Genomic DNA, 24,853 nt, shown 5'->3' with positions numbered 1-24,853 from the left:
TACTGACGACATCGAGCCGAGGGGGGCCTGCCATGGCCGACATCACCCGGCGCCTGGGCTGGCGCCATCTGCGTTCCGCGCCCACCGCCCACATCCGCCACCACAAGCGCGGCCGCCTCGCCCACGACGGCCGGGGGCTCAGCTTCTGGTACCGCTCGCTGTCGGCGGCGCTCTCCGAGGTCCCGGTGGACGACCGGGAGCTGGCCATGGCGTTCCACGCCCGTACGGCCGACTTCCAGGACGTCACCGTGCAGGCCACCGTCACGTACCGGGTCAGCGATCCGGCCAAGGCGGCGGAGCGGCTCGACTTCTCGGTGGACCCGGACACCGGGAGCTGGCGCGGCGCGCCGCTGGAGCAGCTGGCCACCCTGCTGACCGAGACCGCGCAGCAGCACGCGCTGGACGTGCTGGCCCGCACCGAGCTGGCCGCCGCCCTGGTGGACGGGGTCGCCGCGGTACGGGAACGGGTGGCCACCGGTCTGGCCGCCGAGCCCCGGCTCCCGGAGACCGGCATCGAGGTGGTGGCCGTCCGGGTGGTGGCGATCCGTCCCGAGGCCGAGGTGGAGCGCGCCCTGCGCACCCCCGCCCGCGAGCAGATCCAGCAGGAGGCGGACCGGGCCACCTACCAGCGCCGGGCCGTCGCCGTCGAACGGGAGCGGGCCATCGCGGAGAACGAGCTGGCCAGCCAGATCGAGCTGGCCCGGCGGGAGGAGCGGCTGGTCGAGCAGCGCGGCACCAACAGCCGCCGGGAGGCCGAGGAGAAGGCGGCGGCCGACGGGGTGCAGGCCGAGGCCGAGGCGGCCCGCACGGTCCGGCTGGCCGGTGCCCACGCGGAGGCGGCACGGGTGGCGGGCGCGGCGCGCGCCGAGGCCCAGGCGGCCTGGCTGCGGGTGCACGGCGAGACCGACCCGGCCACCCTGCACGCCCTGGCGGCCACCCGGCTGGCGGAGAACCTGCCGAGGATCGAGAGCGTCACACTCTCCCCGGACGTCCTCACCACCCTGCTGTCCAGGCTCGGGCGCCCGCACGGCGGTGCGGACGCGTGAGCCTCGCCCCGCGCGCGGTGCTGGTGCACCGCAGGACCGAGTACGAGGAACTGCTGGCCCGGCACGGGACGCACGGGCAGGCCGCGTTCTTCCTCTCCAGCCGGGGCCGCTCGATCGACGAGGTGGCCCGCCGCCACGACCGCACCGAGCAGGCGCTGCGGGAGGTGGCGGCGGCGGTGCCGCTCACCTGGCGCTCCACCCGGGTGGAGCGGGCGGACCTGGACCGCTTCCTGTTCGCCCCCGAGGACGTGGTGGTCGTGGTCGGCCAGGACGGGCTGGTCGCCAACACCGCGAAGTACCTGGGCGGGCAGCCGGTGGTGGGCATCGACACCGACCCCGGGCGCAACCCGGGGGTCCTGGTCCGCCACCGCCGTACCGACGCGGCGGCCCTGCTCCGTGCCGCGACCGCCGCCGGCGGCCGGGCGGAGGAGCTGACCATGGTCGAGGCGGTCGCCGACGACACCCAGCGCCTGCTCGCCCTCAACGAGATCTATCTGGGCCCGCCCGGCCACCAGACGGCCCGCTACCGGCTGGGCCCCGACGGCGAGCGGGACCAGGGTGAGGCCCAGGCCTCCTCCGGGCTGCTGGTCGGCACCGGCACCGGCGCCACCGGCTGGCTCCGCTCGCTGTGGCTGGAGCGCGGCAGCACCACCCCGCTGCCCGCGCCGTGCGACCCGCGCCTGCTGTGGTTCGTCCGCGAGGCCTGGCCCTCACCCGCGACCGGCACCACCCGGGTGGCCGGCGAGCTGGGCCGGGGCCAGGGGCTGCGGCTGACCGTGGAGTCGGACCGGCTGGTGGTCTTCGGCGACGGCATGGAGGCCGACGCCCTGGAGCTGACCTGGGGTCAGAGCGTGCGGCTGGGCATCGCGGAGACGGTGCTGCGGCTGGTGGTCTGAGCCTCCTGGCCCCTCCGGCAGACTGGTGGGCCTGGACCCCTGGACCGGATGGTGGAGCATGCCTCTCAGCTCGTCGGACCGCCCCCTGATCCCCCGGCCGCCGGCCACCGCCGCCGCGTTGCGGACGGCCGTCGCGCGGATCGCCCCGGCCGCGCTGCCCGCGTTCACCCGCGAGCTCGCCCGGGCCGCCGACCAGGCGCTGCTCGGTGCGGACCCGGCGCCCGCTGCGCCGGTTCACCGCCCAGTGGGCGCTGTACGTCGAGATCCAGCGCCGCCCCCGGCCGGCGGCACGGCTGCGCGAGGCCGAGCACATCGCCGCGACGGGCGAGGAGTACGAGGCCCGGCAGGCCGCGGCCGAGGCGGGCCGCGTCCTGGACGAGGCGCGCGCCGCCCTCGCGTGAGCCGCCCCCCGGGCGCCTACTAACCTCGGGCGGATGCCGAGTCGAACCACCCCGCTGCCGCCGCCCCCTCCTCCGCCGTCTCTGCGGAGCTGGCCGGACGAGGGGGCCCGGCGGGCGGACCGGGAGCGGGCGGTCGGGGAGGCCGGCGCCCGGCTGGTGGGCGTACGGCGACTCGGTACGTATCTGCTGATGCTGCTGGCGCTCCAGGCCGCGTGGGGGGTCTTCGGACTGGGGCTGGTGTCCCTCGTGGACGGGGCGATGGACCCGCTGACGGCCCTGGCCGTCATCCTCGTCGCCGCTCTGGGGCTGGTCGGGCTCCCCGTCGCGGTGTGGGGGGTGGTCGAGGGGGTGCGGCGGGACCGGGTGGCCCGCGCGCGGCTGCTGGAGTGGGCCGCGCTGGACCCGGCCCCGGTGCGCGACCCCCGGTTGCGGGCGCCCGGGCTCAGCCTGCTCTGGCTGCTGCTCGGGTTCGTCCAGTGCGCCGCCGGGCTGTGGCTCTGCTTCGCCGTACCGGCCGCCGCCCGGCCCGGCTCCACCACCTTCGCGGAGGTCGTCTTCGCCATGGGCGCCGGGATGATCCTCTGGGTCAACGGGCTGCTCGGCCTGGTGAAGGCGGCCGGGCACTACCGGGTGGCGATACGGCTGGGGGCGACCGGGCGGCCGGGCGCGGCCGGGCGGAAAACCGGGTGACCTTGGGGGGCGCCCGTCCCTAGGCTCACCGCCATGACCGGGGCCCTGTTGAACGTGGTGGACATCGAGGCGACCTGCTGGGAGGGCCGGCCGCCGCCCGGCGCGGTGAGCGAGATCATCGAGATCGGGCTGACCGTGGTGGACCTCGCCGCGCGGGAGCGGATCGCCCGGCACCGCGTCCTGGTGCGGCCGAAGCGGTCGGCGGTGAGCGCGTTCTGCACCGAGCTGACCGGGCTGACCCCCCAGGAGGTCGCCCGCGGGGTGGACTTCGCCGAGGCCTGCCGGCTGCTGGCCGCCGAGCACCGGGCCGGCCGGCGGGCCTGGGCGAGCTGGGGCGACTACGACCGCAAGCAGTTCACCCGCCAGTGCGAGGCCACGTCCACGCCGTACCCCTTCGGGCGCCGGCACATCAACGCCAAGGCGGTGTTCACGGAGGCGTACGGGCTGGGCAGGCGCCCCGGGATGGCCCGGGCCCTGGAGGTGGCCGGGCTGCCGCTGGAGGGGCGCCACCACCGGGGCGAGGACGACGCCTGGAACATCGCCGCCCTGGTGCTGGACCTCGCCGGGCGCGGCGCCTGGCCGGACGGCCGCCCGTACGCCTCCCGCGGCGGGTTCAGGCCAGCGGGCGGCCCACCAGCATCACCGGGGCACCCGCGGCGCGGGTGAGGAAGACGGTGGCCGCGTTCGGCCCCTTCGGCTTCAGCTTGCGGCGCAGCTCCTCCGGTTCGACCGCCGAGCCGCGCTTCTTCACCGTCAGGGTGCCCACCTCCCGCTCCCTCAGCAGCGCCTTGAGCCGCTTGAGGTTGAACGGCAGCTCGTCGGTGATCTCGTAGCCGGTGGCGTACGGGGTCGGGGCGGCCGTGTCGGTGGTGATGTACGCGATGGTGGCGTCGATCAGCCCGCCGGCCAGCTCCTCGGCCGCCTCCGCCACCAGATGCGCGCGGATCACCGCGCCGTCCGGCTCGTAGAGGTAGCGGCCGAGCGGGCGGACCGCCGGGTCGGGCAGCCCCCGGCCGGCCAGGGTGCGCGGGCCGGGCAGCAGGGTCGCGGTCACGGCGCCCGGACGCGTACCGAACCAGAGCACCGCCTCCTTGACGTCCCCGCCGTCCGAGACCCACTCCGCCTCCGCCTCCGGCGGCACCGCCTCGTGCGGGATGCCGGGCGCGATCTTCAGCGCCGCGTGCCGCGCGGTACGGGCCGCGCCGACCGCCCAGGACAGCGGCGGTGAGTACGCCTCCGGGTCGAAGATCCGGCCCCGGCCGCCGCGCCGCGCCGGGTCCACGAACACCGCGTCGTAGCCGGAGGTGTCCACCTCGGTCACATCGGCGCGGCGCACCTCGACCAGGTCCGCGAGACCCAGCGCGGCGGCGTTGGCGCGGGCCGCCGCGACCGCCAGCGGGTCGCGGTCCACCGCCAGCACCCGGATGCCCGCGCGGGCCAGCGCGATCGCGTCCCCGCCGATCCCGCCGCACAGGTCGGCCACGCTGCCCACGCCCAGCGCGGCGAAGCGCGCCGCCCGGTGGGCGGCCACCGGGGCGCGGGTGGACTGCTCGACGCCGCCGGGCGTGAAGTACATCCGGTACGCGTCCGCCGCGCCGAACTTGGCCACCGCCCGCTGCCGCAGCCGGGCCTGCGCGACCGCCGCCGTCACCAGCTCGGCCGGGTGCGCGCGCCGCAGCCGGGAGACGACCGCCAGCTCCTCGGACGGGGCGAAGTCGCGCAGCTCGGCGAGGAGGGCCTGCCCCTCGTCGGTGAGCAGGGCGTCGAAGGCGTCGAGGGCGGCGCGGGGCGCGGAGGCGGCGGCGGAGTGGTCGGTCACCTGCCCCATTGTGGGCCAGCCGGGTCATGGTCCGGGGCCCTCCCGGCGGCGTCGCCCGTACACGAGGCGGGGCGTTGACAGGATGCGCGCCATGCAGCTAGTAAGACAAAAAGGTCAAAAGCTTGTTGCCCGGGCCGGGGTCCGGGCGCGGATCGCGCTCTGCGCGCTGACCCTCGCCGCCCTCGGCTCCGCCTGCGCGACGGCCGAGGACGGGGGCGCGGGCGCCCCCGGGGCCGCCGGGCAGCCCCGCCCCGAGCAGGCCGCCGGTGCGGCCGGCGCCCTCGCCGCGTACGCCGAGAAGGCCCGCAAGGTCCAGGCCGCCCGCGTGGTCGCCGCCCGCAAGTGGGGGCTGCGGCAGGTCCCGCTGCCCGCGCCCGCGCCCCCGGCGAAGAAGCCGGAGATCACCTTCCGCAAGGGCTTCGAGGTCGGCGACCCGTCCCTGCCGCCGGTCTTCACCACCGTCCCCACCAAGGAGAAGATCGTCTTCCTGACGATCGACGACGGCTCGGAGAAGGACCCCGAGCTGCTGCGGATGATGACCGAGCTGAACCTGCCCTACAGCGCCTTCCTCAGCGACTACCTGGTCAAGGAGGACTACGGCTACTTCAAGCAGATGCAGCAGCGCGGCGTCGCCCTGCACAACCACACGCTCAACCACCGCTACCTGCCCGCGCTCTCCTACGAGGAGCAGAGGCAGGAGATCTGCGGCATGCAGGACGTCATCGAGAAGAAGTACGGCAAGCGGCCGCCGCTGTTCCGCCCGCCCTACGGCAACTACGACAGCGACACCCTGCGCGCCGCCCGGTCCTGCGGCGTCACGGCCGTGCCGCTGTGGGCGTCCGAGGCCTTCGCGGACCACATGGAGTGGCGCGAGTGGGACCGCGACCTCCACCCGGGCGACATCATCCTCAGCCACTTCCGCGGCAAGGGCGACTGGCAGGGCTCGATGGCCGACATGGTCCGCCAGGTCATGAACGTCATCACCGCCAAGGGGTACGCCGTGGCCCGGCTGGAGGACTACGTCTGAGCGGGATCCCGCGCGGGGGCGACGACGGGCGCTGACGGCAGGTGGGAACATGTCCGTTAGCTGATCGTCATATGAACGGTCAAGACCCTGACGCCGGATGGCTTAACGTTTTTTGACGGAGAGTCGAGCCGGCCGGGACACCGACCGCCGGCCGGAGCGCACCAGTGGGGGGACCTCCGTGTCAGAACGCCTGCCCGGGCAGGGGACTTCGCCGACCGGTGGCCCGACCGGGGCCCCGTCCCCGTCCTCGTCCCCGTACCGGAGTGACCGTCGGCGCCGCCCGGCCCGCTGGGCCCTGGGGCTCACCGCCGCGGGGGTCGCCGCCGCCGCGCTGGCGGCCACCGTGCTCGGCGCCGACGCCCCCGCCGCGCCGCCCGCGCACGCCGCCGCCCCGGGCCGGATCGCCGACGCCTCCGCCGCCCGCGGCGACGACCGGCCGGGCGCCGCTGTCCGCACCCTCGCCAGTGAGGGCCGGGAGCGGCGGCGGCCGCTGCGGATCATGCCGCTGGGCGACTCCATCACCTTCGGCGTCGGCAGCTCCACCCGCTCCGGCTACCGCGGCGCGCTCTACGGCGGCCTCCGCGCCGAGCTCGCGGTGGACTTCGTCGGCTCCCGGCGCTCCGGCGACTTCGCCGACCTCGACAACGAGGGCCACCCCGGCGCCCTGATCCGCCGGATCGCGCGGGACGCCGCCGCCTCGGTGCCGGTGCGGCACCCGGACGTGATCCTGCTGCACGCCGGCACCAACGACATGAACCGCGGCAACCCGGCCACCGCCCCCGCCCACCTCGCCGCGCTGGTCGACCAGCTGCACGCCGACGCCCCCGGGGCGACCCTGGTGGTGGCCACCCTGGTCCCCGCGCGCACCGCCGAACTGCGGGCCCGGATCGCCGTCTACAACGCCGAGGTCCGCCGGATCGTCCAGCGGCGCGCCGCCGCCGGGCGCCGGATCCTGCTCGCCGACATGGGCGCGCTCACCCCGGCCGACCTGGTGGACAAGCTGCACCCGCACGACGCCGGCTACGCCAAGATGGCCACCGCCTGGCACGCCGCCCTCGGCGCCGCCGCGGCCAGGGGCTGGCTCGCCGGCAGCGCCCCCGGCGGCCCCGTGACCGAGGGCCGATGACCCCCGCGGGGGAGGCACCGATCCCGACGCGGCGGCGCTCGCCTGGCACTCCGCTTGACCGAGTGCTAATCGCGGTCATAGTCTCTGGTCTGGCACTCCCCACTGGAGAGTGCCAACACAGCGACGGGCAGGTCCGGCACCCGCGACGACGGATCGACCTGGTCGCCACCTCAGACAGTTGACCCCGTGAGATCTCCGAAGGGGGAGGTCGGATCGTGACGACCACCAGCTCCAAGGTTGCCATCAAGCCGCTCGAGGACCGCATCGTGGTCCAGCCGCTCGACGCCGAGCAGACCACCGCCTCTGGCCTGGTCATTCCGGACACCGCCAAGGAGAAGCCCCAGGAGGGCGTCGTCCTGGCCGTGGGCCCGGGCCGCTTCGAGAACGGCGAGCGCCTGCCGCTCGACGTCAAGACCGGCGACATCGTGCTGTACAGCAAGTACGGCGGCACCGAGGTGAAGTACAGCGGCGAGGAGTACCTCGTCCTCTCGGCTCGCGACGTCCTCGCGATCGTCGAGAAGTAAGTCACCTCAGCGGCAGCACCGCGGCCCGGCCGCGGAGCACGACCGCTGAAAGCTTGAACGCTTGACGAGCTGCGCCCCTGGCACCCCGCCGACAACGCCGGGCGCGAGGGGCGCGGCTCTTTTTCACCGGCGATGGCGGCGCGCCCGAGCGCGCCCGACGATCGCAATCGAGAGGACTTGGAACGCTCCCATGGCGAAGATCCTGAAGTTCGACGAGGACGCCCGTCGCGCCCTTGAGCGCGGCGTCAACAAGCTCGCCGACACGGTCAAGGTGACCATCGGCCCCCGCGGCCGCAACGTCGTCATCGACAAGAAGTTCGGCGCCCCGACCATCACCAACGACGGCGTCACCATCGCCCGCGAGGTCGAGGTCGAGGACCCGTACGAGAACCTCGGCGCCCAGCTGGTGAAGGAGGTGGCGACCAAGACCAACGACATCGCGGGTGACGGCACCACCACCGCCACCGTGCTCGCCCAGGCGCTCGTCCGCGAGGGCCTGCGCAACGTCGCCGCCGGCGCCTCCCCGGCCGCCCTGAAGAAGGGCATCGACGCCGCGGTCAAGGCCGTGTCCGAGGACCTCCTCGCCACCGCCCGCCCGATCGACGACAAGACCGACATCGCCGCCGTCGCCGCGCTCTCCGCCCAGGACAGCCAGGTCGGCGAGCTCATCGCCGAGGCGATGGACAAGGTCGGCAAGGACGGTGTCATCACCGTCGAGGAGTCCAACACCTTCGGCCTGGAGCTGGACTTCACCGAGGGCATGGCCTTCGACAAGGGCTACCTCTCCCCGTACATGGTGACCGACCAGGAGCGTATGGAGGCCGTCCTCGACGACCCGTACATCCTGATCCACCAGGGCAAGATCGGCGCCATCCAGGACCTGCTGCCGCTGCTGGAGAAGGTCATCCAGGCCGGTGGCTCCAAGCCGCTGCTGATCATCGCCGAGGACGTCGAGGGCGAGGCCCTGTCGACCCTGGTCGTCAACAAGATCCGCGGCACCTTCAACGCGGTCGCGGTCAAGGCCCCCGGCTTCGGCGACCGCCGCAAGGCGATGCTCGGCGACATGGCCGCCCTCACCGGCGCCACCGTCATCGCAGAGGAGGTCGGCCTCAAGCTCGACCAGGCCGGCCTGGAGGTGCTCGGCACCGCCCGCCGCGTCACCGTCACCAAGGACGACACCGTGATCGTCGACGGCGGCGGCAACAGCGACGACGTGACCGGCCGCGTGAACCAGATCAAGGCCGAGATCGAGACCACCGACTCCGACTGGGACCGCGAGAAGCTCCAGGAGCGCCTCGCCAAGCTGGCCGGCGGCGTGTGCGTGATCAAGGTCGGCGCCGCCACCGAGGTGGAGCTGAAGGAGAAGAAGCACCGTCTGGAGGACGCCATCTCCGCGACCCGCGCCGCGGTCGAGGAGGGCATCGTCTCCGGTGGCGGCTCCGCTCTGGTCCACGCCGTCAAGGTGCTGGAGGGCAACCTCGGCAAGGAGGGCGACGAGGCCACCGGTGTCGCCGTCGTCCGCCGCGCCGCCGTCGAGCCGCTGCGCTGGATCGCCGAGAACGCGGGCCTCGAGGGCTACGTGATCACCGCCAAGGTGGCCGAGCTCGAGAAGGGCCAGGGCTTCAACGCCGCCACCGGCGAGTACGGCGACCTGGTCAAGGCCGGCGTCATCGACCCGGTCAAGGTGACGCGTTCCGCCCTGGAGAACGCCGCCTCCATCGCCTCCCTGCTCCTCACGACCGAGACCCTGGTCGTGGAGAAGAAGGAAGAGGAGCCGGCGGACGCGGGCCACGGCCACGGTCACGGCCACTCCCACTGAGGCACCCGGCGGCCGTGACGCCGCCGCGCCGGTGAGACACACGAGGCCCGGTGCCCCCGTCGCGGGGGCACCGGGCCTCGGTGCGTCCACGCCTGTCATGCCGACCGGCTGAGCTCCGAGGGGTGCACCGGGTCGGCGAACGGCAGCCCGCGCGCGTACCGCTCCAACTCGTCCAGGGCCGCGTCCGCCATCCGGTGCAGCTCATTGCCGAGCGAACCGGCGATATGCGGGGTGAGCAGCACGTTCGACAGGGTGTAGAGCGGCGAGCCGGGCGGCGGTACGTCCGGATCGGTGACGTCCAGCACCGCGCTCAGCCGCCCCGGGGCGAGGTGCTCCAGCAGCGCGCTCTCGTCGACGAGCGATCCGCGCGAGGTGTTCACCAGCGTCGCCCCGTCCGGCATCAGCGCCAGCTGCCGGGCACCGATCATGCGGTACGTGGCGGGGAGCTGCGGCGCGTGCACCGAGACCACGTCGGAGCGGGCGCACAACTCGTCCAGACCGGTGCGTACGGCGCCGAGCGCCAGCGCCTCCGTGTCCGTCAGATACGGGTCGTACAGCAGCACCTCCAGGTCGAAGGGGCGCAGCAGCTCGATCACCCGCCGCCCGATCCGGGAGGCCCCGACGATCCCGACGGTACGGCGGTAGTTGCCGCTGTCGGACAGCTCGGCCAGCCAGTCGTGGCCCGCGCGCAGCTCCGCGTACCGGCGGGCGGCGCGGCCCACCCGCTTCCCGGCCAGCAGGATCACCGCGAGCGTGTACTCGGCGACCGGCAGCGCGTTGGCGGCGGCCGCCGAGGTGACAACGATGCCGCGCTCCCAGCAGGCCTCGGTGACATGGTGCTTCACCGACCCGGCGGCGTGCACCACGGCCCGCAGCCGGGGCGCCCGGTCCAGCACGTCCGCGGTGAGCGGGGTGGCGCCCCAGCAGGTGAGCAGCACCTCCGCCTCGGCGAGCGCGGCGGCGACACGGGGGGTGGGGGCGGCCAGGTCGTGGGCGACCAGCCGCGGATCGGTCCGGCTCAGCTCGGCCAGCCGGACCCGGTGGGCGTCGGTGAGCAGCCGGCCCGGGACGCCGGGGCCCATCGCCAGCAGCAGCGGGGGCCGGTCGTCCGGCCGTGTCGCCGGTTGCCGCTCGGGCCGGTTGTCAGTGGCTGGGTGCATGGTGGAAGTCGAACTCCTCACAGAGGTTCTCACTTGGGGCCTCGGGGGTCACTTGACGCTGCCGGCGGTCAGTCCCGCCTTCCAGTGGCGTTGCAGCGAGACGAAGGCGACGACGAGGGGGACCACGGCGAGCAGGGAGCCGGTGACGACGAGGGGGTAGAAGCCGGGCTCGGCGTGGGCGTTGCTGTTCCACGCGTACAGGCCGAGGCTCAGTGGGAAGAGCTGCTGGTCGGAGAGCATCACCAGGGGGAGGAAGAAGTTGTTCCAGATGGCGGTGAACTGGAAGAGGAAGACGGTCACCAGGCCCGGCATGACCATGGGCAGCCCGATGGACCAGAAGGTGCGCAGTTCCCCGGCGCCGTCGATCCGGGCCGCCTCCAGGGCCTCGCCGGGGATGTAGCCGGCGCAGAACACCCGGGAGAGGTAGACCCCGAAGGGGTTGACCAGTACGGGGACGAGCACCGCCCAGTAGCTGTTGACCACCCCGGTCTTGCTGGCGAGCAGGTACATGGGCAGGGCGAGCGCGGTGCTGGGCACGAGCACGCCCATCAGCACCACGCCGAACAGCTTCTCCTTGCCCCGGAAGTCGTAGGTGTCGAAGGCGTAGCCGGCCGCGATGCAGACGAAGGAGCAGACCAGGGCGCCGCCGCCGGCGTAGAGCAGGCTGTTGAGGTACCAGCGGAAGTAGACCCCGTCGCCGTACTCGGCGAGCCGGGCGAGGTTGCCGCCGAGGTCGAAGCCCTCGAAGGAGAAGGCGTTCCCGCCGAGCAGCCCGCCCGCGTCCTTGGTGGCGGCGGTGACCAGCCAGACCAGGGGGAAGAGCATGTAGCAGGCGGAGAGCAGCAGGGCGCCGTTGACCGCGGCCTTCGACAGCCAGGGCCCCGAGCGGCGTGGCCCGGGCCGAGTGGGGGTGGTGGCGCTCATGCCGTGCGCTCCTTCCGAGCCTTGCGCTCCTTGCTCTTCTTCTCACGGTTGCCGGCGAGGCGGGTGACGGCGAACGAGAGCAGTGCGGCGGTGAGTGCCAGCAGCACCGAGGCGGCGGCGGCCAGCCCGTAGTCGTTCCGGTCGAACGCCGCGGTGTACGCGTACATGTTGGGCGTCCAGGTGGAGGTGACGGCGGAGCCGGTGCCCTTGTTGAGGATCAGCGGCTCGGTGAACAACTGGAGCGAACCGATCACGGTGAACAGGGCGACCATCACCACGGACGCCCGGATCAGGGGGAGTTTGATGGAGAAGGCGGTGCGCCAGGCCCCGGCGCCGTCCACGGTGGCGGCCTCCAGGACGGAGCGGTCGATGGCCTGGAGGGCGGCGTAGAAGATGACCATGTTGTAGCCGAGCCACTCCCACAGCGCGATGTTGACCACCGAGGGGAGGGCGCCGGAGGGGGAGAAGAAGTCGAAGCCGATACCGCCGGCCTCCATGGCCTTCACCACCGGGCTGAGCTGCGGGGTGTAGAGGTACACCCAGATCAGCGCGGCGATGATGCCGGGGACGGCGTGCGGCAGGAACAGCGCCAGCTGGAAGAAGCGGCGGGCCCGGGCCAGCGCCGAGTCCAGCAGCAGTGCCAGCCCCAGTCCGCCGGCCAGCAGCAGCGGGATGTAGACCAGGCAGTAGCCGAGCAGCACCAGGAAGCCCTCGCGGAAGGCCGCGTCGCCCAGCGCCGCCGTGTAGTTGCCCAGCCCGCTGAAGACGGTCTCGGTGCCGCCGAAGCCGAGCCCGGACTGCTTCTCGGTGAACAGGCTCAGCCAGAGCGCGTAACCGATCGGCAGCACCATCACCACGGCGAACAGCACGAAGAACGGCGCCAGCAGCAGGGCCGCCGCCCCCGCCCGGGCCCGCGCCCCGCTCCGCCCGCCGGGCCGGACGGCGGCAGGGGAGGGGGCGGGGGCGGCGGGGGAGCCGCTGGGGGTGCGGTGGCCGGTGGTGGAGCGTGCGGTGCCGGGGTGCCCGGCTGCCGTACCGCCGGGTCCGGGGCGGCCGTCCTCGCGGTGTCCGGGCGCGGGGCCGCCGGGTCCGGGGCGGCCGGCCGTGACGCGGTCCGTCACGTCCTCAGCCCTCGACCTTCAGGCCGCGCTTCCTCAGCTCGGCGACCGTGGCCTCATGGCCGGCCCGGACGGCGTCGGCGATGGTGGTGGAGCCGTCGGAGACCTTGCCGAGCTGGTCCTTGATGGTGGTGTTGGTGGTGCCGGTGGTCGGGCCCCAGGCCCAGCCGCCCCTGATGGAGGTGCCCGCCTCGTCGAAGAGCCGGTAGATGTCCTGCCCGCCGTAGTACCCGGCGTCGAAGGCCGCCTTGGCGACCGGGCGCAGCTCGGTGGCGGCCGGGAAGGCGCTGGAGGTGCCCGAGCCGATCCGCGCCTTGACGCCCTGCTCGGTGGTGGCCATCCAGGTGGCGAACTCCACGGCGGCCTCGGCGTGCCCGCTGTCCTTGGTCACCGCGAAGGTGGAGCCGCCCAGCATCCCGCTGGCGGGCTTGCCGTCCCAGCTCGGCATGGGCGCCACCGCCCACTTGCCGCTCTGCTCGGGCAGGGTGCCCTTCAGCACCCCGGCGCCCCAGGAGGCCCCCAGGTAGCCGATGGTGGAGTCGTTCTTCAGCGAGCCGGTCCACTCGGGGCTGAAGGAGACGTCGTTGTGGACCAGGTCCTTGTCGAGCAGGTCCTGCCAGTAGCCGGTGACCTTCTCGGTGGCCGCGTCGGTGGTGTCGATCTTCCAGGTGTCGCCCTCGGCCTTGAACCACTGGGCGCCGGCCTGCCAGACCATCGCCTCGAAGGTGGTCGGGTCGTCCGGGAAGAAGGTGGCGATCCGCGCCTTGGCGTCCGCCTTCCTCACCTTCTCGGCCGCGGCCCGGAACTCGTCCCAGGTCTTCGGCACCTCCACCCCGTACTTCGCGAACAGGTCCTTGCGGTAGTAGAAGGCCTGCGGGGCGGCGTCGAAGGGGACGGCCCAGTTCTTCCCGCCCAGGGTGGTCAGCTCCACCGCCTGCGGCAGCAGCTTGCCCTTGACCTCCTCCGGCAGCCGGATGTCCTTCAGGGCGCCCTGGCTGACGAACTCCGGCAGCGAGGGGTACTCGATGGACACCAGGTCGGGGGCGTTGCCCGCCTTGACCGCGTTGGAGATCTTGGCGTAGCCGCCGGCACCGCCCGCCGGGATCTCCTCGAACTTCACCCGGATGTCCTTCTGCGCCGCGTTGAAGGCGTCCACGGTCTCCTTGGTGCCCTTGGCCCAGCCCCAGAAGGTGATGGTCACCGGCTTGCCGTCGGCCTCCGGGGCGGAGTCCTCACCGCCCCCGCAGGCGGTGAGGACGGCGAGGGCGGTGACGGTGGCGGCTATGGCGGTGGTGCTTCTGTTCCTACAGCGGTTCACGGCGGCTCTCCTGAACGGGTGACTGCGCGGAAGGTGTGGCCGTGATGATTGAGCCGTTTCTGAGCGAAGTCAAGAGCGAAAGATTGTTTGATCGAAAATTGATCAGATGGCCGCCGCCGATGGGTGCCGTCAGACGGAAGGCCCGGTCGCGGCCTCCCGGACCGCCGCATCGGAGCCCGTCCGGGCCGGCCCGCAGGACGCCCGCACCCGCAGACCCGGCAGCAGGGTCACATGGCGCGGTGCGTCCGCCATCCGGTCCTCGCCCTCCCCGCCGGCCGCCGAGCCCACCCCGCCCGGCCTGCCCGGCGCGCCCGCGGCCCGCGCCGCCAGCCGCTCCACCAGCAGCTCCGTCGCCAGCCGCCCCACCTGCCGCTTGGGCGGGGCCACCGCCGTCAGCGGGATGTCCGCCAGCGCGGCGACCTCGTCGTCGTACGCGATCAGGGCCAGGTCCTCCGGCACCCGCACCCCCAGCTCCGCCAGCCGCTGGACCATCTGGATGGCGTCCACGTCGTTGTGGACCAGGGCCGCGGTCGCCGTCCCCGAGGCGACCGCCGCGCGCAGCGCCCGCACCGCCGCCTCGAACCCCTCCGGCTCCACCTCCGCCGGCACCGAGTCGACCACCGGCCCGGGCGCGTGCAGCCCCAGCACCCGCAGCGCCCGCGCGTACCCGGCCCGTACCGCCAGTGCCGTCGGGGAGTCCGCCCGGGCCACCAGCAGCGGCGCCCCGTGCCCCAGCCCCACCAGGTGCCGCACCGCCAGCAGTACCCCGTGCCGGTGGTCGGAGGACACCCGGTCCAGCCCGTCCAGCGCCGAACCCGGCTCGGCCCGCCGCTCCAGCAGCACGGCGGGAACGGGCAGTTCGGCGATCCAGTCGCCGTGCTCCGCCTGGTCGCCCGGCGCCCGCCAGCCCGGTGCGACCAGCAGCCCCTCCGCCCCCGAGGCCAGCAGCCCCTCGGTGCGCGCCCGGTCGTCCTCCGGCCGGTAGTCCGAGATCCGCAGGATCAGCCGCGCCCCGGCCCGGGCCGCCGCCTCGCGCGCCCCGCGGATCACCTCGGCGAAGTAGTACGTGGCCGAGGGCGCGAGCAGACCGATGACCGGCCCCCGCCCGGCCGCGGCCGACAGGGCCTCCGCCCCGGCCGGATGCTCCGCCCCGCCCGGCTGCCCGACCGAACTTGGCCAGGACACCTGGCCGTGCACCCGGTCCAGCAGGCCCCGCCCGGCCAGCGCCTCCACGTCGCGGCGGGCGGTCACCGGGGAGACACCCAGCTGTACGGCCAGGTCGGCGACCCGCGCGGTGCCCCGCTCCCGTACCAGGGCCAGCAGACGGTCATGACGTTCGGCGGCACTCTCACGCACGGTGGAAATCCCCCTCCTCGGTGGCCGGACCGGACGCCCGACCCTAATCCACTCTGATCGAATGAGGAATGTTTCGATCATCCGCCCATGGCATCTTGACGATCGATCACCACCAGGCCCAGGATTCCGGTGGACGCAGAAGCCCCGGGCCGGGAACGTCGTCGAACAAGCCGCGACCGGCCATCACCAGGGGACCACGGGGGGCTGCTGCGTTCCGCCCGGGCCCGCGCGCCTCCGACCGAGGCGCGCCCGCCCAGGGCCGGCCGGCGGGTGCCCGCCCGCACCACCCGCCCCCGCCCGACCGCTCCGGCCGCCGCCGTCCCGGCGCCGGAGCCCCGGGAGGACGGCTCATCCGTCCGCCGTCAACTCGGGCCGTACCTGCGCCCCGCGCGCGAGCTGACACCCCCGAGCAGGCCGCGCGGCGCCAGCTTCACCAGGCCCATCAGCGCCTTGTAGCGCGGGTCCGGAATCGAGATCGTCCGCCCGCGGGCGAGGTCCGCCATGGCCGCCGCGACCAGCTTGTCGGCGTCCAGCCACATCCACCCGGGGATGTTGCCGGTCCCCATGCCCGCCCGCTCATGGAACTCGGTGCGCACGAACCCCGGGCAGAGCGCCATCAGCCGCACCCCGCTGCCGGCCAGGTCCTTGGCCACCCCCTGGGTGAACTGCACCACCCACGCCTTGGACGCCCCGTAGGTGCCGCGCGGGACGAAGGCGGCCACCGAGGCCACGTTCACCACCCCGCCCCTGCCCCGTCCGCGCATCGCCTCGCAGGCCGCGGACGTCAGCCGCAGCACCGCCTCGCAGTGCACCTTCAGCATCCGCAGCTCGTCGCCCATGGACACGTCCAGGAAACGGCCCTTGTTGCCGAAGCCCGCGTTGTTGACCAGCAGGTCCACCGGGCGCCTCGGGTCGCCGAGCCGCCGCTCGACCGCGCCGATGCCCTCCTCCGTGGCCAGGTCGGCGCTGAGCACCTCCGCCTCGATGCCGTGCCGGTCGTGGAGCTCGGTGGCCTGCTCGCGCAGCCGCGCCGTGTCACGGGCGACCAGGACCAGGTCGTGCCCGTCCGCCGCGAGCCGACGCGCGAAGGCGGCGCCGATGCCCGCGGTCGCGCCCGTGATCAGTGCAGTCGTCATAAGCGGCACGTTAACCGCCCCCGCACCCCCACGGGGTACGCACCCCCATCCGCCCGCCCCTCCAAGCGCCCCCGGCGTCAGGCCGGGCGTTCGGCGTTCCGGTCGCCGGCCCGGGCCGCGTACGCGCGGGCCGACTCCAGCAGTTCCGGGTGGAGCGCCTCACCGGCGGCCAGCACCTCGGGGAGCAGCGTCCGCTCGGTCGTGGCGGCCCGGAAGGCGACCGCCACGGTCACCCGGTGCGCCGGGCGGTGCACCACCTCGACCGCGTCACCCGCGCGGATCTCACCCGGCCGGAGCACCCGCAGATACGCGCCGGGCGCCGCCTCCTGGGTGAACCGCCGCACCCAGCCGCGCTGCCCCAGCTGGGCCGCGAAGGTACGGCAGGGGATGCGCGCGCTGGTCACCTCCAGGAGCAGCCGGGGGCCGATCCGCCACCGCTCGCCGATCAGCGCGCCGTTCACGTCCACCCCGCCGGTGGTGAGGTTCTCCCCGAACGCCCCGTTGGCCAGGGGGTGCCCCAGCTCGCGCTCCCAGCCGTCCAGGTCCTCGCGGGCGAAGGCGTACACCGCCTGATCGCTGCCGCCGTGGTTGCGCAGGTCCCCGATGCCGTCCCCGGCCAGCCCGCTGCCGCCCTCGCCCTTGACCCCGGGGTCGCTGACCAGCACCGGCCCGTCCACGGGCCGCTTGTCGATCCCGGTCACCCCGGCGGACGAGTCCTCCGTCGGGCGTATCGCCCCGATGTTCACCGTCAGCACCTTCATGCCCGCACGCTATCCCGGACTCCTGGGAGGCACAGCTGCCCTGATCCTGGAGGGGCCGGTGGGGCCGCACCTCAAAGGGGGTGAAGGTGATTCGCTTCCACCTCCAAGCTCCGCTTATGCTCGCAGGGTGATCGAAGCCCGTCATCTGCGCGTGCTGCGCGCCGTCGCCGCCACCGGCTCCTTCTCCGCGGCCGCGCGTGAACTGGGCTGCACCCAGCCCGCCGTCAGCCAGCAGATGAAGGCGCTGGAGGGCTCCACCGGCACCCCGCTGCTCATCCGCACGGGCCGCGAGACCCGGCTGACCCAGGCCGGCGAGGCGCTGGTCCGGCATGCCGCGGGCATCCTCGCCGGACTCACCGCGGCCGAGGAGGAGGTCGCCGCCATCGCGGGCCTGCGGGCCGGGCGGGTGCGCCTGGTCTCCTTCCCGAGCGGCAGCTCCTCCCTGGTGCCGACCGCTCTCGCCGCGCTGCGGGCCGACCACCCCGGCACCCGGGTCTCCCTGGTCGAGGCGGAGCCGCCGCGCTCGGTGGAGATGCTGCGCGAGGGGGACTGCGACGTGGCGCTCGCCTTCCGCTACGGCGGCGGGACGGGGCGGAACGGGAGCGGCGGCGGGCCGCGCGAGCAGGGGGCCGCCGGGGACGACTGGACCGACCTGGTGGTCCGGCCGCTGCTCACCGACCGCCTGGTGGGGCTGGTCCCGGAGGGCCACCGGCTCGCGGACGCGGGCTCGGTGGGCATCGCGGAGCTGGCCGAGGAGTCCTGGATCGCGGGCTGCCCGCGCTGCCGCCGCCAGCTGGTGCAGGTGTGCGAGGCGGCCGGGTTCGTCCCGCGTATCGACTTCGCGACCGACGATTACCCCGCGGTGGTGGGCCTGGTCGGCGCCGGGCTCGGGGTCGCGGTGCTGCCCGAGCTGGCGGTGGAGTCGGTACGGCCGCGGGGCGCGCGTACCGTCGCGGTGGAACCGGTCGTCGAGCGCGAGGTGGTCGCCCTCACGCTGCCCGACCTGGCCCAGGTGCCCGCGGTCGCGGCCACCCTGGACCGGCTCGCCGCCGCGGCCGCCCGCACCTGACCCGCGCCGCCCGGCCCGGGGCCCGCGCCGCCTTGCCGGGCCCCGCGTCCCGGCCCGGGGCCCGCGCCGCCTGTCCCGGGCCCCTTACGCGCAGGAACGTTCCTCCTCGGCTTCGCGGCCGACGGCCCTCAGGAGTGGTAGACCGTCCGCGAGGACGGCCCATGGGTGTGGTGGGCGGGTGCGGGGGCGGGGGAGGCCGGGGTGCCGTTCGCCGAGGGCGCGGTGGAGACCAGGCGGTTGCGGGCCCGCCCCATCAGCTCCTCGCGTTCGTCCTCGGTGAGGCCGCCCCACACTCCGTACGGCTCGCGCACCGCCAGTGCGTGGGCCGCGCACTCGGCCCGGACGGGGCACCGCATGCACACCTCTTTCGCCGAGTTCTCGCGCGCACTCCGCGCCGCGCCGCGCTCACCCTCGGGATGGAAGAAGAGCGAACTGTCGACCCCTCGGCAGGCCGCGAGCAGCTGCCAGTCCCACAGGTCGGCGTTGGGTCCGGGAAGGCGGGAGAAATCTGCCATGGCGCATGTCCCTTGGTTCCGGTGCGTGAGCGAACTCCGGTGCCGGCCGGAGCTGAGCGGGCTTGGTCGGCCATGACCGGGGAGCCGGTACAGCCACGACGTTACAACTACTGTCTAAGTAGATGTAAATATGACTCATTGCGAATCTAGCCATAGACACTGGCAAAGTGAAGGAAAAGCAGCTAAATGGGGCATAGCTCCAGGTGAACCATGCGTGACCTGCGTCGCTCTCCTCCGTACCGGCCCGCTCACGTAGAGTGCCGAAGCGGTGGCAGGGACCCGTAACTCTTTCGAGTGACCGTCGTTGAGAGTGCGGAGCGGTTGAAGAGAGAAGCGCTCGGGCAGATGTCCGGGGGCGTCAACCGCACAGGTGACGATTCACGACCAGCCTGGAGGCTCTAGGTGACGCGCATCAGCTGCGGAGGACGGCCATGACATCCGTTCTCGTCTGCGACGACTCCCCGCTTGCCCGAGAAGCGCTCCGCCGCGCCGTGGCCACGGTGCCCGGCGTCGAGCGCGTGACGACCGCGGCCAACGGCGAGGAAGTCCTCCGCCGCTGGGGCGCGGACCGCTCGGACCTCATCCTGATGGACGTGCGCATGCCCGGTCTGGGCGGCGTGGAGACCGTCCGCCGGCTGCTCTCCGCGGACCCCGGCGCCCGCATCATCATGCTCACCGTCGCCGAGGACCTGGACGGCGTGGCGCTGGCCGTCGCCGCCGGCGCCCGCGGCTACCTGCACAAGGACGCCTCCCGCGCCGAGCTGCGGGCCACCGTCACCCAGGCGCTCGCCGACCCCACCTGGCGGCTCGCCCCGCGCCGGCTGCGCTCGGCCGAGATGGGCGCAGCCCCCACCCTCACCGCACGCGAGATCCAGGTGCTGGAGGGCATGAGCCACGGCCGCTCCAACGCGGAGATCGGCCGCGAGCTGTTCCTCTCCGAGGACACCGTGAAGACGCACGCCAGGCGGCTGTTTAAGAAGCTGGGCGCCTCGGACCGCGCGCACGCCGTCGCGCTCGGCTTCCGCTGGGGCCTGGTGCGCTGAGGCGCCGGCCGTGGCGACCCCGTCCGCCCCGCGGCGGACGGGGCGGCGGAACGACGGGATCTGTTTCCGCGCCGATGCCGCATCCTTGAAGAGTGGAGTTCCTCGGGGACAAGTCGATCGAGCGGGAGGGGAGGGCGCACGAGATGACGGGCGCGCCTGCTCATAACGCTTCGGTGCACAAGGGTGGAAGCGGTACGGCGGACGGGCACGCGCCGGTGCACCATGGACCGATGCGCGACAACGAGGCGGCCCCGGCCCAGACGGCGGCCGCCGTCCAGGGCACCGCCCGCGGAGCGTCCCCGGCCCAGGGGCCCGCCCGCGGGGCGATCGGGGCACTCGTCCACCGCGCGGTCGAGGGCGACGAGCAGGCGACCCACGACCTGCTCGCCCATGTCCACCCGCTCGCCCTGCGCTACTGCCGCACCCGGCTCAACCGGCTGCCCGGTGACGCCCGCCACTTCGTCGAGGACCTCGCCCAGGAGGTCTGCGTGGCGGTGCTGATGGCACTGCCCCGCTACCGCGACACCGGCCGCCCCTTCGAGGCCTTCGTCTTCGCCATCGCCGGCCACAAGGTCGCCGACCTCCAGCGCGCCGCCATGCGCCATCCCGGTTCCACCGCGGTGCCCTCCGACGAGATGCCCGAGCGGCCCGACGACTCCCTCGGCCCCGAGGAGCGGGCGCTGCTCAGCGATGACGCCGAGTGGGCCAAGCGGCTCCTCGCCAACCTCCCCGAGGTCCAGCGCGAACTGCTGGTGCTCCGGGTCGCGGTGGGCCTCACCGCCGAGGAGACCGGGCAGATGCTCGGCATGTCCCCGGGCGCGGTCCGGGTCGCCCAGCACCGCGCGCTCAGCCGGCTCCGCGCCCTCGCCGAGCAGTGACCCCCCCTTCTCTTCCGGCCCTTGCGCCACCCGTGTGAACGTCCAAACCTTCCCGGTGATCTTGTTCGTGGAATGGGACACGCCGCGAGCCCGTTAGCATGGACATCCGCACCGAGCAAGGCCATCTGGGGAAGGTGTCATGACCGCTTACGTCGACGGAGTGCCCGAGAAGTTCGCGACGCTGGGGCTTACCTACGACGACGTGCTGCTGCTGCCCGGCGCGTCGGACATGGCCCCGGACCAGATCGACACCTCCTCGTACATCTCGAAGAACGTACGGGTGAACATCCCGCTGCTGTCGGCGGCGATGGACAAGGTGACCGAGTCCCGGATGGCCATCGCCATGGCCCGCCAGGGCGGCGTGGGCGTCCTGCACCGGAACCTGTCCATCGCCGACCAGGCGAACCAGGTGGACCTGGTCAAGCGCTCCGAGTCCGGCATGGTGACCGACCCGATCACCGTCCACCCGGACGCCACGCTCGCCGACGCCGACGCGATCTGCGCCAAGTTCCGCATCAGCGGCGTGCCCGTCACCGACCAGGCCGGCAAGCTGCTGGGCATCGTCACCAACCGCGACATGGCCTTCGAGACCGACCGCGGCCAGCAGGTCCGGGACGTCATGACCCCGATGCCGCTGGTCACCGGCCGGGTCGGGATCTCCGGCGTGGACGCCATGGAGCTGCTGCGCCGCCACAAGATCGAGAAGCTGCCGCTGGTCGACGACGCGGGCATCCTCAAGGGCCTGATCACCGTCAAGGACTTCGTCAAGGCCGAGAAGTACCCGCACGCCGCCAAGGACAAGGACGGCCGGCTGCTGGTCGGCGCCGCCGTCGGTGTCGCCGGGGACGCCTACGAGCGCGCCCAGGCCCTGATCGAGGCGGGCGTCGACTTCATCGTGGTCGACACCGCGCACGGCCACTCCCGGCTGGTCGGCGACATGGTCGCCAAGATCAAGTCGAACTCCTCGGTGGACGTCATCGGCGGCAACATCGCCACCCGCGACGGCGCCCAGGCGCTCATCGACTCCGGTGTGGACGGCATCAAGGTCGGCGTCGGCCCCGGCTCCATCTGCACCACCCGCGTGGTCGCCGGCATCGGCGTCCCGCAGGTCACCGCCATCTACGAGGCCTCCCTCGCCGCCAAGGCGGCCGGTGTCCCGGTCATCGGCGACGGCGGACTGCAGTACTCCGGCGACATCGCCAAGGCGCTGGTCGCCGGCGCCGACACCGTGATGCTGGGCTCGCTGCTGGCCGGCTGCGAGGAGTCCCCGGGCGAGCTGCTCTTCATCAACGGCAAGCAGTTCAAGTCGTACCGCGGCATGGGCTCGCTGGGCGCCATGCAGTCCCGCGGCGAGCAGCGCTCCTTCTCCAAGGACCGCTACTTCCAAGAGGGCGTCGCCTCCGACGAGAAGCTGGTCCCCGAGGGCATCGAGGGCCAGGTGCCCTACCGCGGCCCGCTCTCCGCGGTGGTCCACCAGCTGGTCGGAGGTCTGCGCCAGTCGATGTTCTACGTCGGCGGCCGCACCGTGCCCGACCTCCAGGCCAACGGCCGCTTCGTCCGGATCACCTCCGCGGGCCTCAAGGAGAGCCACCCGCACGACATCCAGATGACCGTCGAGGCGCCCAACTACAGCAGCAAGAGGTAACGGCCCTCGCAGTGCGGCGGAGGGGCGGATTCCGGCATACGGCCGGGACCGCCCCTCCGCCGTGCGTCGGGGATACTGGTAGGCGCAGACGAAGAGGGAAAGGCCACACAACGTGACTGAGATCGAGATCGGGCGCGGCAAGCGCGGCCGCAGGGCGTACGCGTTCGACGACATCGCCGTCGTCCCCAGCCGGCGCACCCGGGACCCGAAGGAGGTCTCGATCGCCTGGCAGATCGACGCCTACCGGTTCGAGCTGCCGTTCCTGGCCGCCCCGATGGACTCGGTGGTCTCCCCCGAGACCGCGATCCGCATCGGGCAGATGGGCGGCCTCGGCGTCCTCAACCTCGAAGGCCTGTGGACCCGCTACGAGGACCCCCGGCCGCTGCTGGACGAGATCGCCCACCTCCCGGCCGACACCGCCACCCGCCGTCTGCAGGAGATCTACGCCGCTCCCATCCAGGAGGAGCTGATCGGGCTGCGCATCAAGGAGGTGCGCGACTCGGGCGTGGTCACCGCCGCCGCGCTCTCCCCGCAGCGCACCGCGCAGTTCTCCAAGGCGGTCGTCGACGCGGGTGTGGACATCTTCGTCATCCGCGGCACCACCGTCTCCGCCGAGCACGTCTCCGGCGCCGCCGAGCCGCTCAACCTCAAGCAGTTCATCTACGAGCTGGACGTCCCGGTCATCGTCGGCGGCTGCGCCACCTACACCGCCGCCCTGCACCTGATGCGCACCGGCGCGGCCGGTGTGCTGGTCGGCTTCGGCGGCGGCGCCGCCCACACCACCCGCAACGTGCTGGGCATCCAGGTCCCGATGGCGACCGCGGTCGCCGACGTGGCCGCGGCCCGCCGGGACTACATGGACGAGTCCGGCGGCCGCTATGTGCACGTCATCGCGGACGGCGGGGTGGGCTGGTCCGGCGACCTGCCGAAGGCCATCGCCTGCGGCGCCGACTCGGTGATGATCGGCTCCCCGCTGGCCCGCGCCACCGACGCCCCCGGCCGCGGCCGGCACTGGGGCATGGAGGCCGTGCACGAGGACGTGCCGCGCGGCAAGCTGGTCGACCTCGGCGCCGTCGGCACCACCGAGGAGGTCCTGACCGGCCCCTCGCACACCCCGGACGGCTCGATGAACTTCTTCGGCGCCCTGCGCCGCGCGATGGCCACCACCGGCTACAGCGAGCTGAAGGAGTTCCAGCGCGTGGAGGTCACCGTCGCGGACGCCCAGCACAAGCGCTGACGGCGCCGGGACGGACCTCGGCAGGGAAGGGCCCGCACCCCCGGAGGAACGGGGTGCGGGCCCTTTTGCGTACGGCCCTGCCGGGCCGGGGTCACAGGCGGTGCGCGGCGCCCGCCGGGGTGGCCCCCCGGGTGTCCAGCAGCAGCTGCGCCTTCACGGCCAGGCCCTGGAGGTCGTAGGTGCGGTGGTGCTGGAGCAGCACCGTCAGATCGGCCGCCGCGGCCGCCTCGTACAGCGAGTCGGCCCGCGGTACGCGCCGCCCGCCCACCCGCCAGCCGGCCACATAGGGGTCGTGGTAGCCGACCTGGGCGCCCATCGCGGTGAGCCGTTCGCCGATCTCGGTGGCCGGTGCGCCCTGCCGGTCGGCGAGGTCCGGCTTGTAGGTGACGCCCAGCAGCAGCACCCGCGCCCCGCGCGCCGACTTGCCGTGCTCGTTGAGCAGGGTGGCGCAGCGCTGGACGACATAGGCGGGCATCCGCTCGTTGACCTGGCCGGCCAGCTCGACCAGGCGCAGCGGGCGGTGCCCGGGCAGGGTGCCCACTGGGGTGCCGTGGCCGCCGACGCCGGGCCCGGGGCGGAAGGCCTGGAAGCCGGACGGCTTGGTCTCGGCGCAGCGGATGACGTCCCACAGGTCCACGCCGAGGTCGTGGCAGAGCACCGCCATCTCGTTGACCAGGGCGATGTTCACATGCCGGAAGTTGGTCTCCAGCAGCTTGACGGTCTCCGCCTCGCGGGTGCCCCGGGCGCGGACCACCTTGTCGGCGAGGCGCCCGTAGAAGGCCGCGGCCGACTCGGTGCAGGCGGGGGTGAGCCCGCCGATGACCTTGGGGGTGCGGGCGTAGCCGTGGGCGGGCCGGCCGGGGTCGAGGCGGCCGGGGGAGTAGGCGAGGTGGAAGTCGCGTCCGGCGCGCAGTCCGGAGCCCGCTTCGAGCAGCGGCAGCAGGTGCTCCTCGGTGGTGCCCGGGTGGACCGGGGACTCCAGCAGCACGGTGGTGGTGGGACGCAGCCGGGCGGCGAGCGCGCGGGCCGCCTCGTCCAGGGCGGTCAGGTCCGGGCCGCCGTCGGGGCCGGGCGGGGTGGGCGCGCAGATGACGGCGGTGCGGACGCGGCCCAGCTCGGCCGGGTCGGTGGTGGGCCGGAAGCCCCCCGAGAGCATCCGGCGGATCTCCGGCGCGGTCAGCGAACCGTCGACCGGGGGGCGCCCCGCGGCCAGTTCGCCGACCACGCGCGGGTCGGTGTCGTAGCCGATGGTGTCGATACCGGCGGCCGCGGCGGCCTGGGCCAGGGGCAGTCCGAGATGGCCGAGGCCGATGACGGCGAGGTCTGCGGGCATGGGTGATGCCGT

24 protein-coding genes are annotated in these 24,853 nt (G+C 73.8%); 14 read left to right on the top strand and 10 right to left on the bottom strand.

Annotated features, from left to right (window positions below):
* Positions 1-32 precede the first annotated feature (32 nt).
* The 5 genes from M1O15_RS07620 (at position 33) to M1O15_RS07600 (ending at position 3,699) form a co-directional block, all read left to right on the top strand.
* Positions 33-1,046, top strand: coding sequence for an SPFH domain-containing protein (locus M1O15_RS07620; protein ID WP_248632478.1), 1,014 nt, complete (start codon positions 33-35; stop codon positions 1,044-1,046).
* Entirely contained in the window at positions 1,043-1,942 is a 900-nt protein-coding gene (locus M1O15_RS07615; RefSeq protein WP_248632477.1) for a hypothetical protein, read from the top strand. The genes M1O15_RS07620 and M1O15_RS07615 overlap by 4 nt, the downstream gene beginning before the upstream one ends.
* Positions 1,943-2,148: 206 nt before the next feature.
* The gene (locus tag M1O15_RS31615; protein WP_308282250.1) at positions 2,149-2,343 is read left to right on the top strand and encodes a hypothetical protein; all 195 of its coding nucleotides are present in this window, start codon (positions 2,149-2,151) and stop codon (positions 2,341-2,343) included.
* 33 nt (positions 2,344-2,376) lie between these two features.
* Positions 2,377-3,033: a hypothetical protein gene (locus M1O15_RS07605; RefSeq protein WP_248632476.1), complete on the top strand. Its 657-nt coding sequence runs from the start codon at positions 2,377-2,379 to the stop codon at positions 3,031-3,033.
* 33 nt (positions 3,034-3,066) lie between these two features.
* Complete coding sequence (locus tag M1O15_RS07600; RefSeq protein WP_248632475.1) at positions 3,067-3,699, top strand: 3'-5' exonuclease; 633 nt, start codon at positions 3,067-3,069, stop codon at positions 3,697-3,699.
* Here the strand turns inward: M1O15_RS07600 and M1O15_RS07595 are convergent.
* Entirely contained in the window at positions 3,647-4,852 is a 1,206-nt protein-coding gene (locus M1O15_RS07595) for a class I SAM-dependent methyltransferase (protein WP_248632474.1), read from the bottom strand. The two genes, M1O15_RS07600 and M1O15_RS07595, sit on opposite strands and share 53 nt — an antisense overlap.
* Positions 4,853-4,943: 91 nt before the next feature.
* Between M1O15_RS07595 and M1O15_RS07590 the strand changes: the two genes are divergently transcribed.
* The 4 genes from M1O15_RS07590 (at position 4,944) to groL (ending at position 9,348) form a co-directional block, all read left to right on the top strand.
* Complete coding sequence (locus tag M1O15_RS07590) at positions 4,944-5,879, top strand: polysaccharide deacetylase family protein (RefSeq protein ID WP_248632548.1); 936 nt, start codon at positions 4,944-4,946, stop codon at positions 5,877-5,879.
* A 178-nt stretch (positions 5,880-6,057) separates the two neighbouring features.
* Complete coding sequence (locus M1O15_RS07585; RefSeq protein WP_248632473.1) at positions 6,058-7,005, top strand: SGNH/GDSL hydrolase family protein; 948 nt, start codon at positions 6,058-6,060, stop codon at positions 7,003-7,005.
* 215 nt (positions 7,006-7,220) lie between these two features.
* Complete coding sequence (gene groES / locus M1O15_RS07580; protein WP_010471835.1) at positions 7,221-7,529, top strand: co-chaperone GroES; 309 nt, start codon at positions 7,221-7,223, stop codon at positions 7,527-7,529.
* A gap of 190 nt (positions 7,530-7,719) precedes the next feature.
* The gene (gene groL / locus M1O15_RS07575; protein ID WP_248632472.1) at positions 7,720-9,348 is read left to right on the top strand and encodes a chaperonin GroEL; all 1,629 of its coding nucleotides are present in this window, start codon (positions 7,720-7,722) and stop codon (positions 9,346-9,348) included.
* A 95-nt stretch (positions 9,349-9,443) separates the two neighbouring features.
* On the opposite strand, the gene M1O15_RS07570 is transcribed toward groL, so the two are convergent.
* The 7 genes from M1O15_RS07570 to M1O15_RS07540 all read right to left on the bottom strand — a co-directional run bounded on the left by M1O15_RS07570 (position 9,444) and on the right by M1O15_RS07540 (position 17,121).
* Positions 9,444-10,508 carry a hydroxyacid dehydrogenase gene (locus M1O15_RS07570; RefSeq protein WP_248632471.1) on the bottom strand — a complete coding sequence of 355 codons (1,065 nt, stop codon included), beginning with the start codon at positions 10,506-10,508 and terminating at the stop codon, positions 9,444-9,446.
* 48 nt (positions 10,509-10,556) lie between these two features.
* Positions 10,557-11,432, bottom strand: coding sequence for a carbohydrate ABC transporter permease (locus tag M1O15_RS07565; protein WP_248632470.1), 876 nt, complete (start codon positions 11,430-11,432; stop codon positions 10,557-10,559).
* Positions 11,429-12,322: a carbohydrate ABC transporter permease gene (locus M1O15_RS07560; protein WP_248632547.1), complete on the bottom strand. Its 894-nt coding sequence runs from the start codon at positions 12,320-12,322 to the stop codon at positions 11,429-11,431. Before M1O15_RS07560 ends, M1O15_RS07565 begins: the two co-directional genes overlap by 4 nt.
* Positions 12,323-12,557: 235 nt before the next feature.
* A complete protein-coding gene (locus M1O15_RS07555; protein ID WP_248632469.1) occupies positions 12,558-13,868 on the bottom strand; it encodes an ABC transporter substrate-binding protein in 1,311 nt (436 codons plus the stop codon).
* A 129-nt stretch (positions 13,869-13,997) separates the two neighbouring features.
* Complete coding sequence (locus M1O15_RS07550; RefSeq protein ID WP_248632468.1) at positions 13,998-15,224, bottom strand: substrate-binding domain-containing protein; 1,227 nt, start codon at positions 15,222-15,224, stop codon at positions 13,998-14,000.
* Positions 15,225-15,586: 362 nt separating this feature from the next.
* On the bottom strand, positions 15,587-16,360 hold the full coding sequence (locus tag M1O15_RS07545) for an SDR family NAD(P)-dependent oxidoreductase (protein ID WP_248632467.1): 774 nt from the start codon (positions 16,358-16,360) through the stop codon (positions 15,587-15,589).
* Between the two features lie 77 nt (positions 16,361-16,437).
* Positions 16,438-17,121, bottom strand: a complete 684-nt coding sequence (locus M1O15_RS07540) for an MOSC domain-containing protein (RefSeq protein WP_248632466.1) — start codon at positions 17,119-17,121, stop codon at positions 16,438-16,440.
* Positions 17,122-17,248: 127 nt separating this feature from the next.
* On the opposite strand from M1O15_RS07540, the gene M1O15_RS07535 reads away from it, so the two are divergent.
* Positions 17,249-18,190 carry a LysR family transcriptional regulator gene (locus tag M1O15_RS07535; protein ID WP_248632465.1) on the top strand — a complete coding sequence of 314 codons (942 nt, stop codon included), beginning with the start codon at positions 17,249-17,251 and terminating at the stop codon, positions 18,188-18,190.
* A 128-nt stretch (positions 18,191-18,318) separates the two neighbouring features.
* Here M1O15_RS07535 and M1O15_RS07530 read toward each other — a convergent pair whose 3' ends face one another.
* Positions 18,319-18,705: a WhiB family transcriptional regulator gene (locus M1O15_RS07530; protein WP_248632464.1), complete on the bottom strand. Its 387-nt coding sequence runs from the start codon at positions 18,703-18,705 to the stop codon at positions 18,319-18,321.
* A gap of 431 nt (positions 18,706-19,136) precedes the next feature.
* On the opposite strand from M1O15_RS07530, the gene M1O15_RS07525 reads away from it, so the two are divergent.
* The 4 genes from M1O15_RS07525 (at position 19,137) to M1O15_RS07510 (ending at position 23,508) form a co-directional block, all read left to right on the top strand.
* Entirely contained in the window at positions 19,137-19,748 is a 612-nt protein-coding gene (locus M1O15_RS07525) for a response regulator transcription factor (protein WP_003948568.1), read from the top strand.
* Between the two features lie 230 nt (positions 19,749-19,978).
* Positions 19,979-20,626 (top strand): sigma-70 family RNA polymerase sigma factor, encoded by a 648-nt coding sequence (locus M1O15_RS07520; protein ID WP_248632463.1) that lies wholly within the window; start codon positions 19,979-19,981, stop codon positions 20,624-20,626.
* Positions 20,627-20,765: 139 nt separating this feature from the next.
* The gene (gene guaB / locus M1O15_RS07515; RefSeq protein ID WP_248632462.1) at positions 20,766-22,271 is read left to right on the top strand and encodes an IMP dehydrogenase; all 1,506 of its coding nucleotides are present in this window, start codon (positions 20,766-20,768) and stop codon (positions 22,269-22,271) included.
* Between the two features lie 112 nt (positions 22,272-22,383).
* Positions 22,384-23,508, top strand: a complete 1,125-nt coding sequence (locus tag M1O15_RS07510; RefSeq protein WP_248632461.1) for a GuaB3 family IMP dehydrogenase-related protein — start codon at positions 22,384-22,386, stop codon at positions 23,506-23,508.
* 91 nt (positions 23,509-23,599) lie between these two features.
* On the opposite strand, the gene M1O15_RS07505 is transcribed toward M1O15_RS07510, so the two are convergent.
* Positions 23,600-24,841 carry a nucleotide sugar dehydrogenase gene (locus M1O15_RS07505; RefSeq protein ID WP_248632460.1) on the bottom strand — a complete coding sequence of 414 codons (1,242 nt, stop codon included), beginning with the start codon at positions 24,839-24,841 and terminating at the stop codon, positions 23,600-23,602.
* Between the last annotated feature and the right edge of the window lie 12 nt (positions 24,842-24,853).

The organism is Streptomyces lichenis, from assembly GCF_023218175.1.
Taxonomy (GTDB): domain Bacteria; phylum Actinomycetota; class Actinomycetes; order Streptomycetales; family Streptomycetaceae; genus Streptomyces; species Streptomyces lichenis.
Note: the sequence above shows the minus strand (reverse complement) of the source record. Positions and strands in the feature narration are given on the sequence as shown.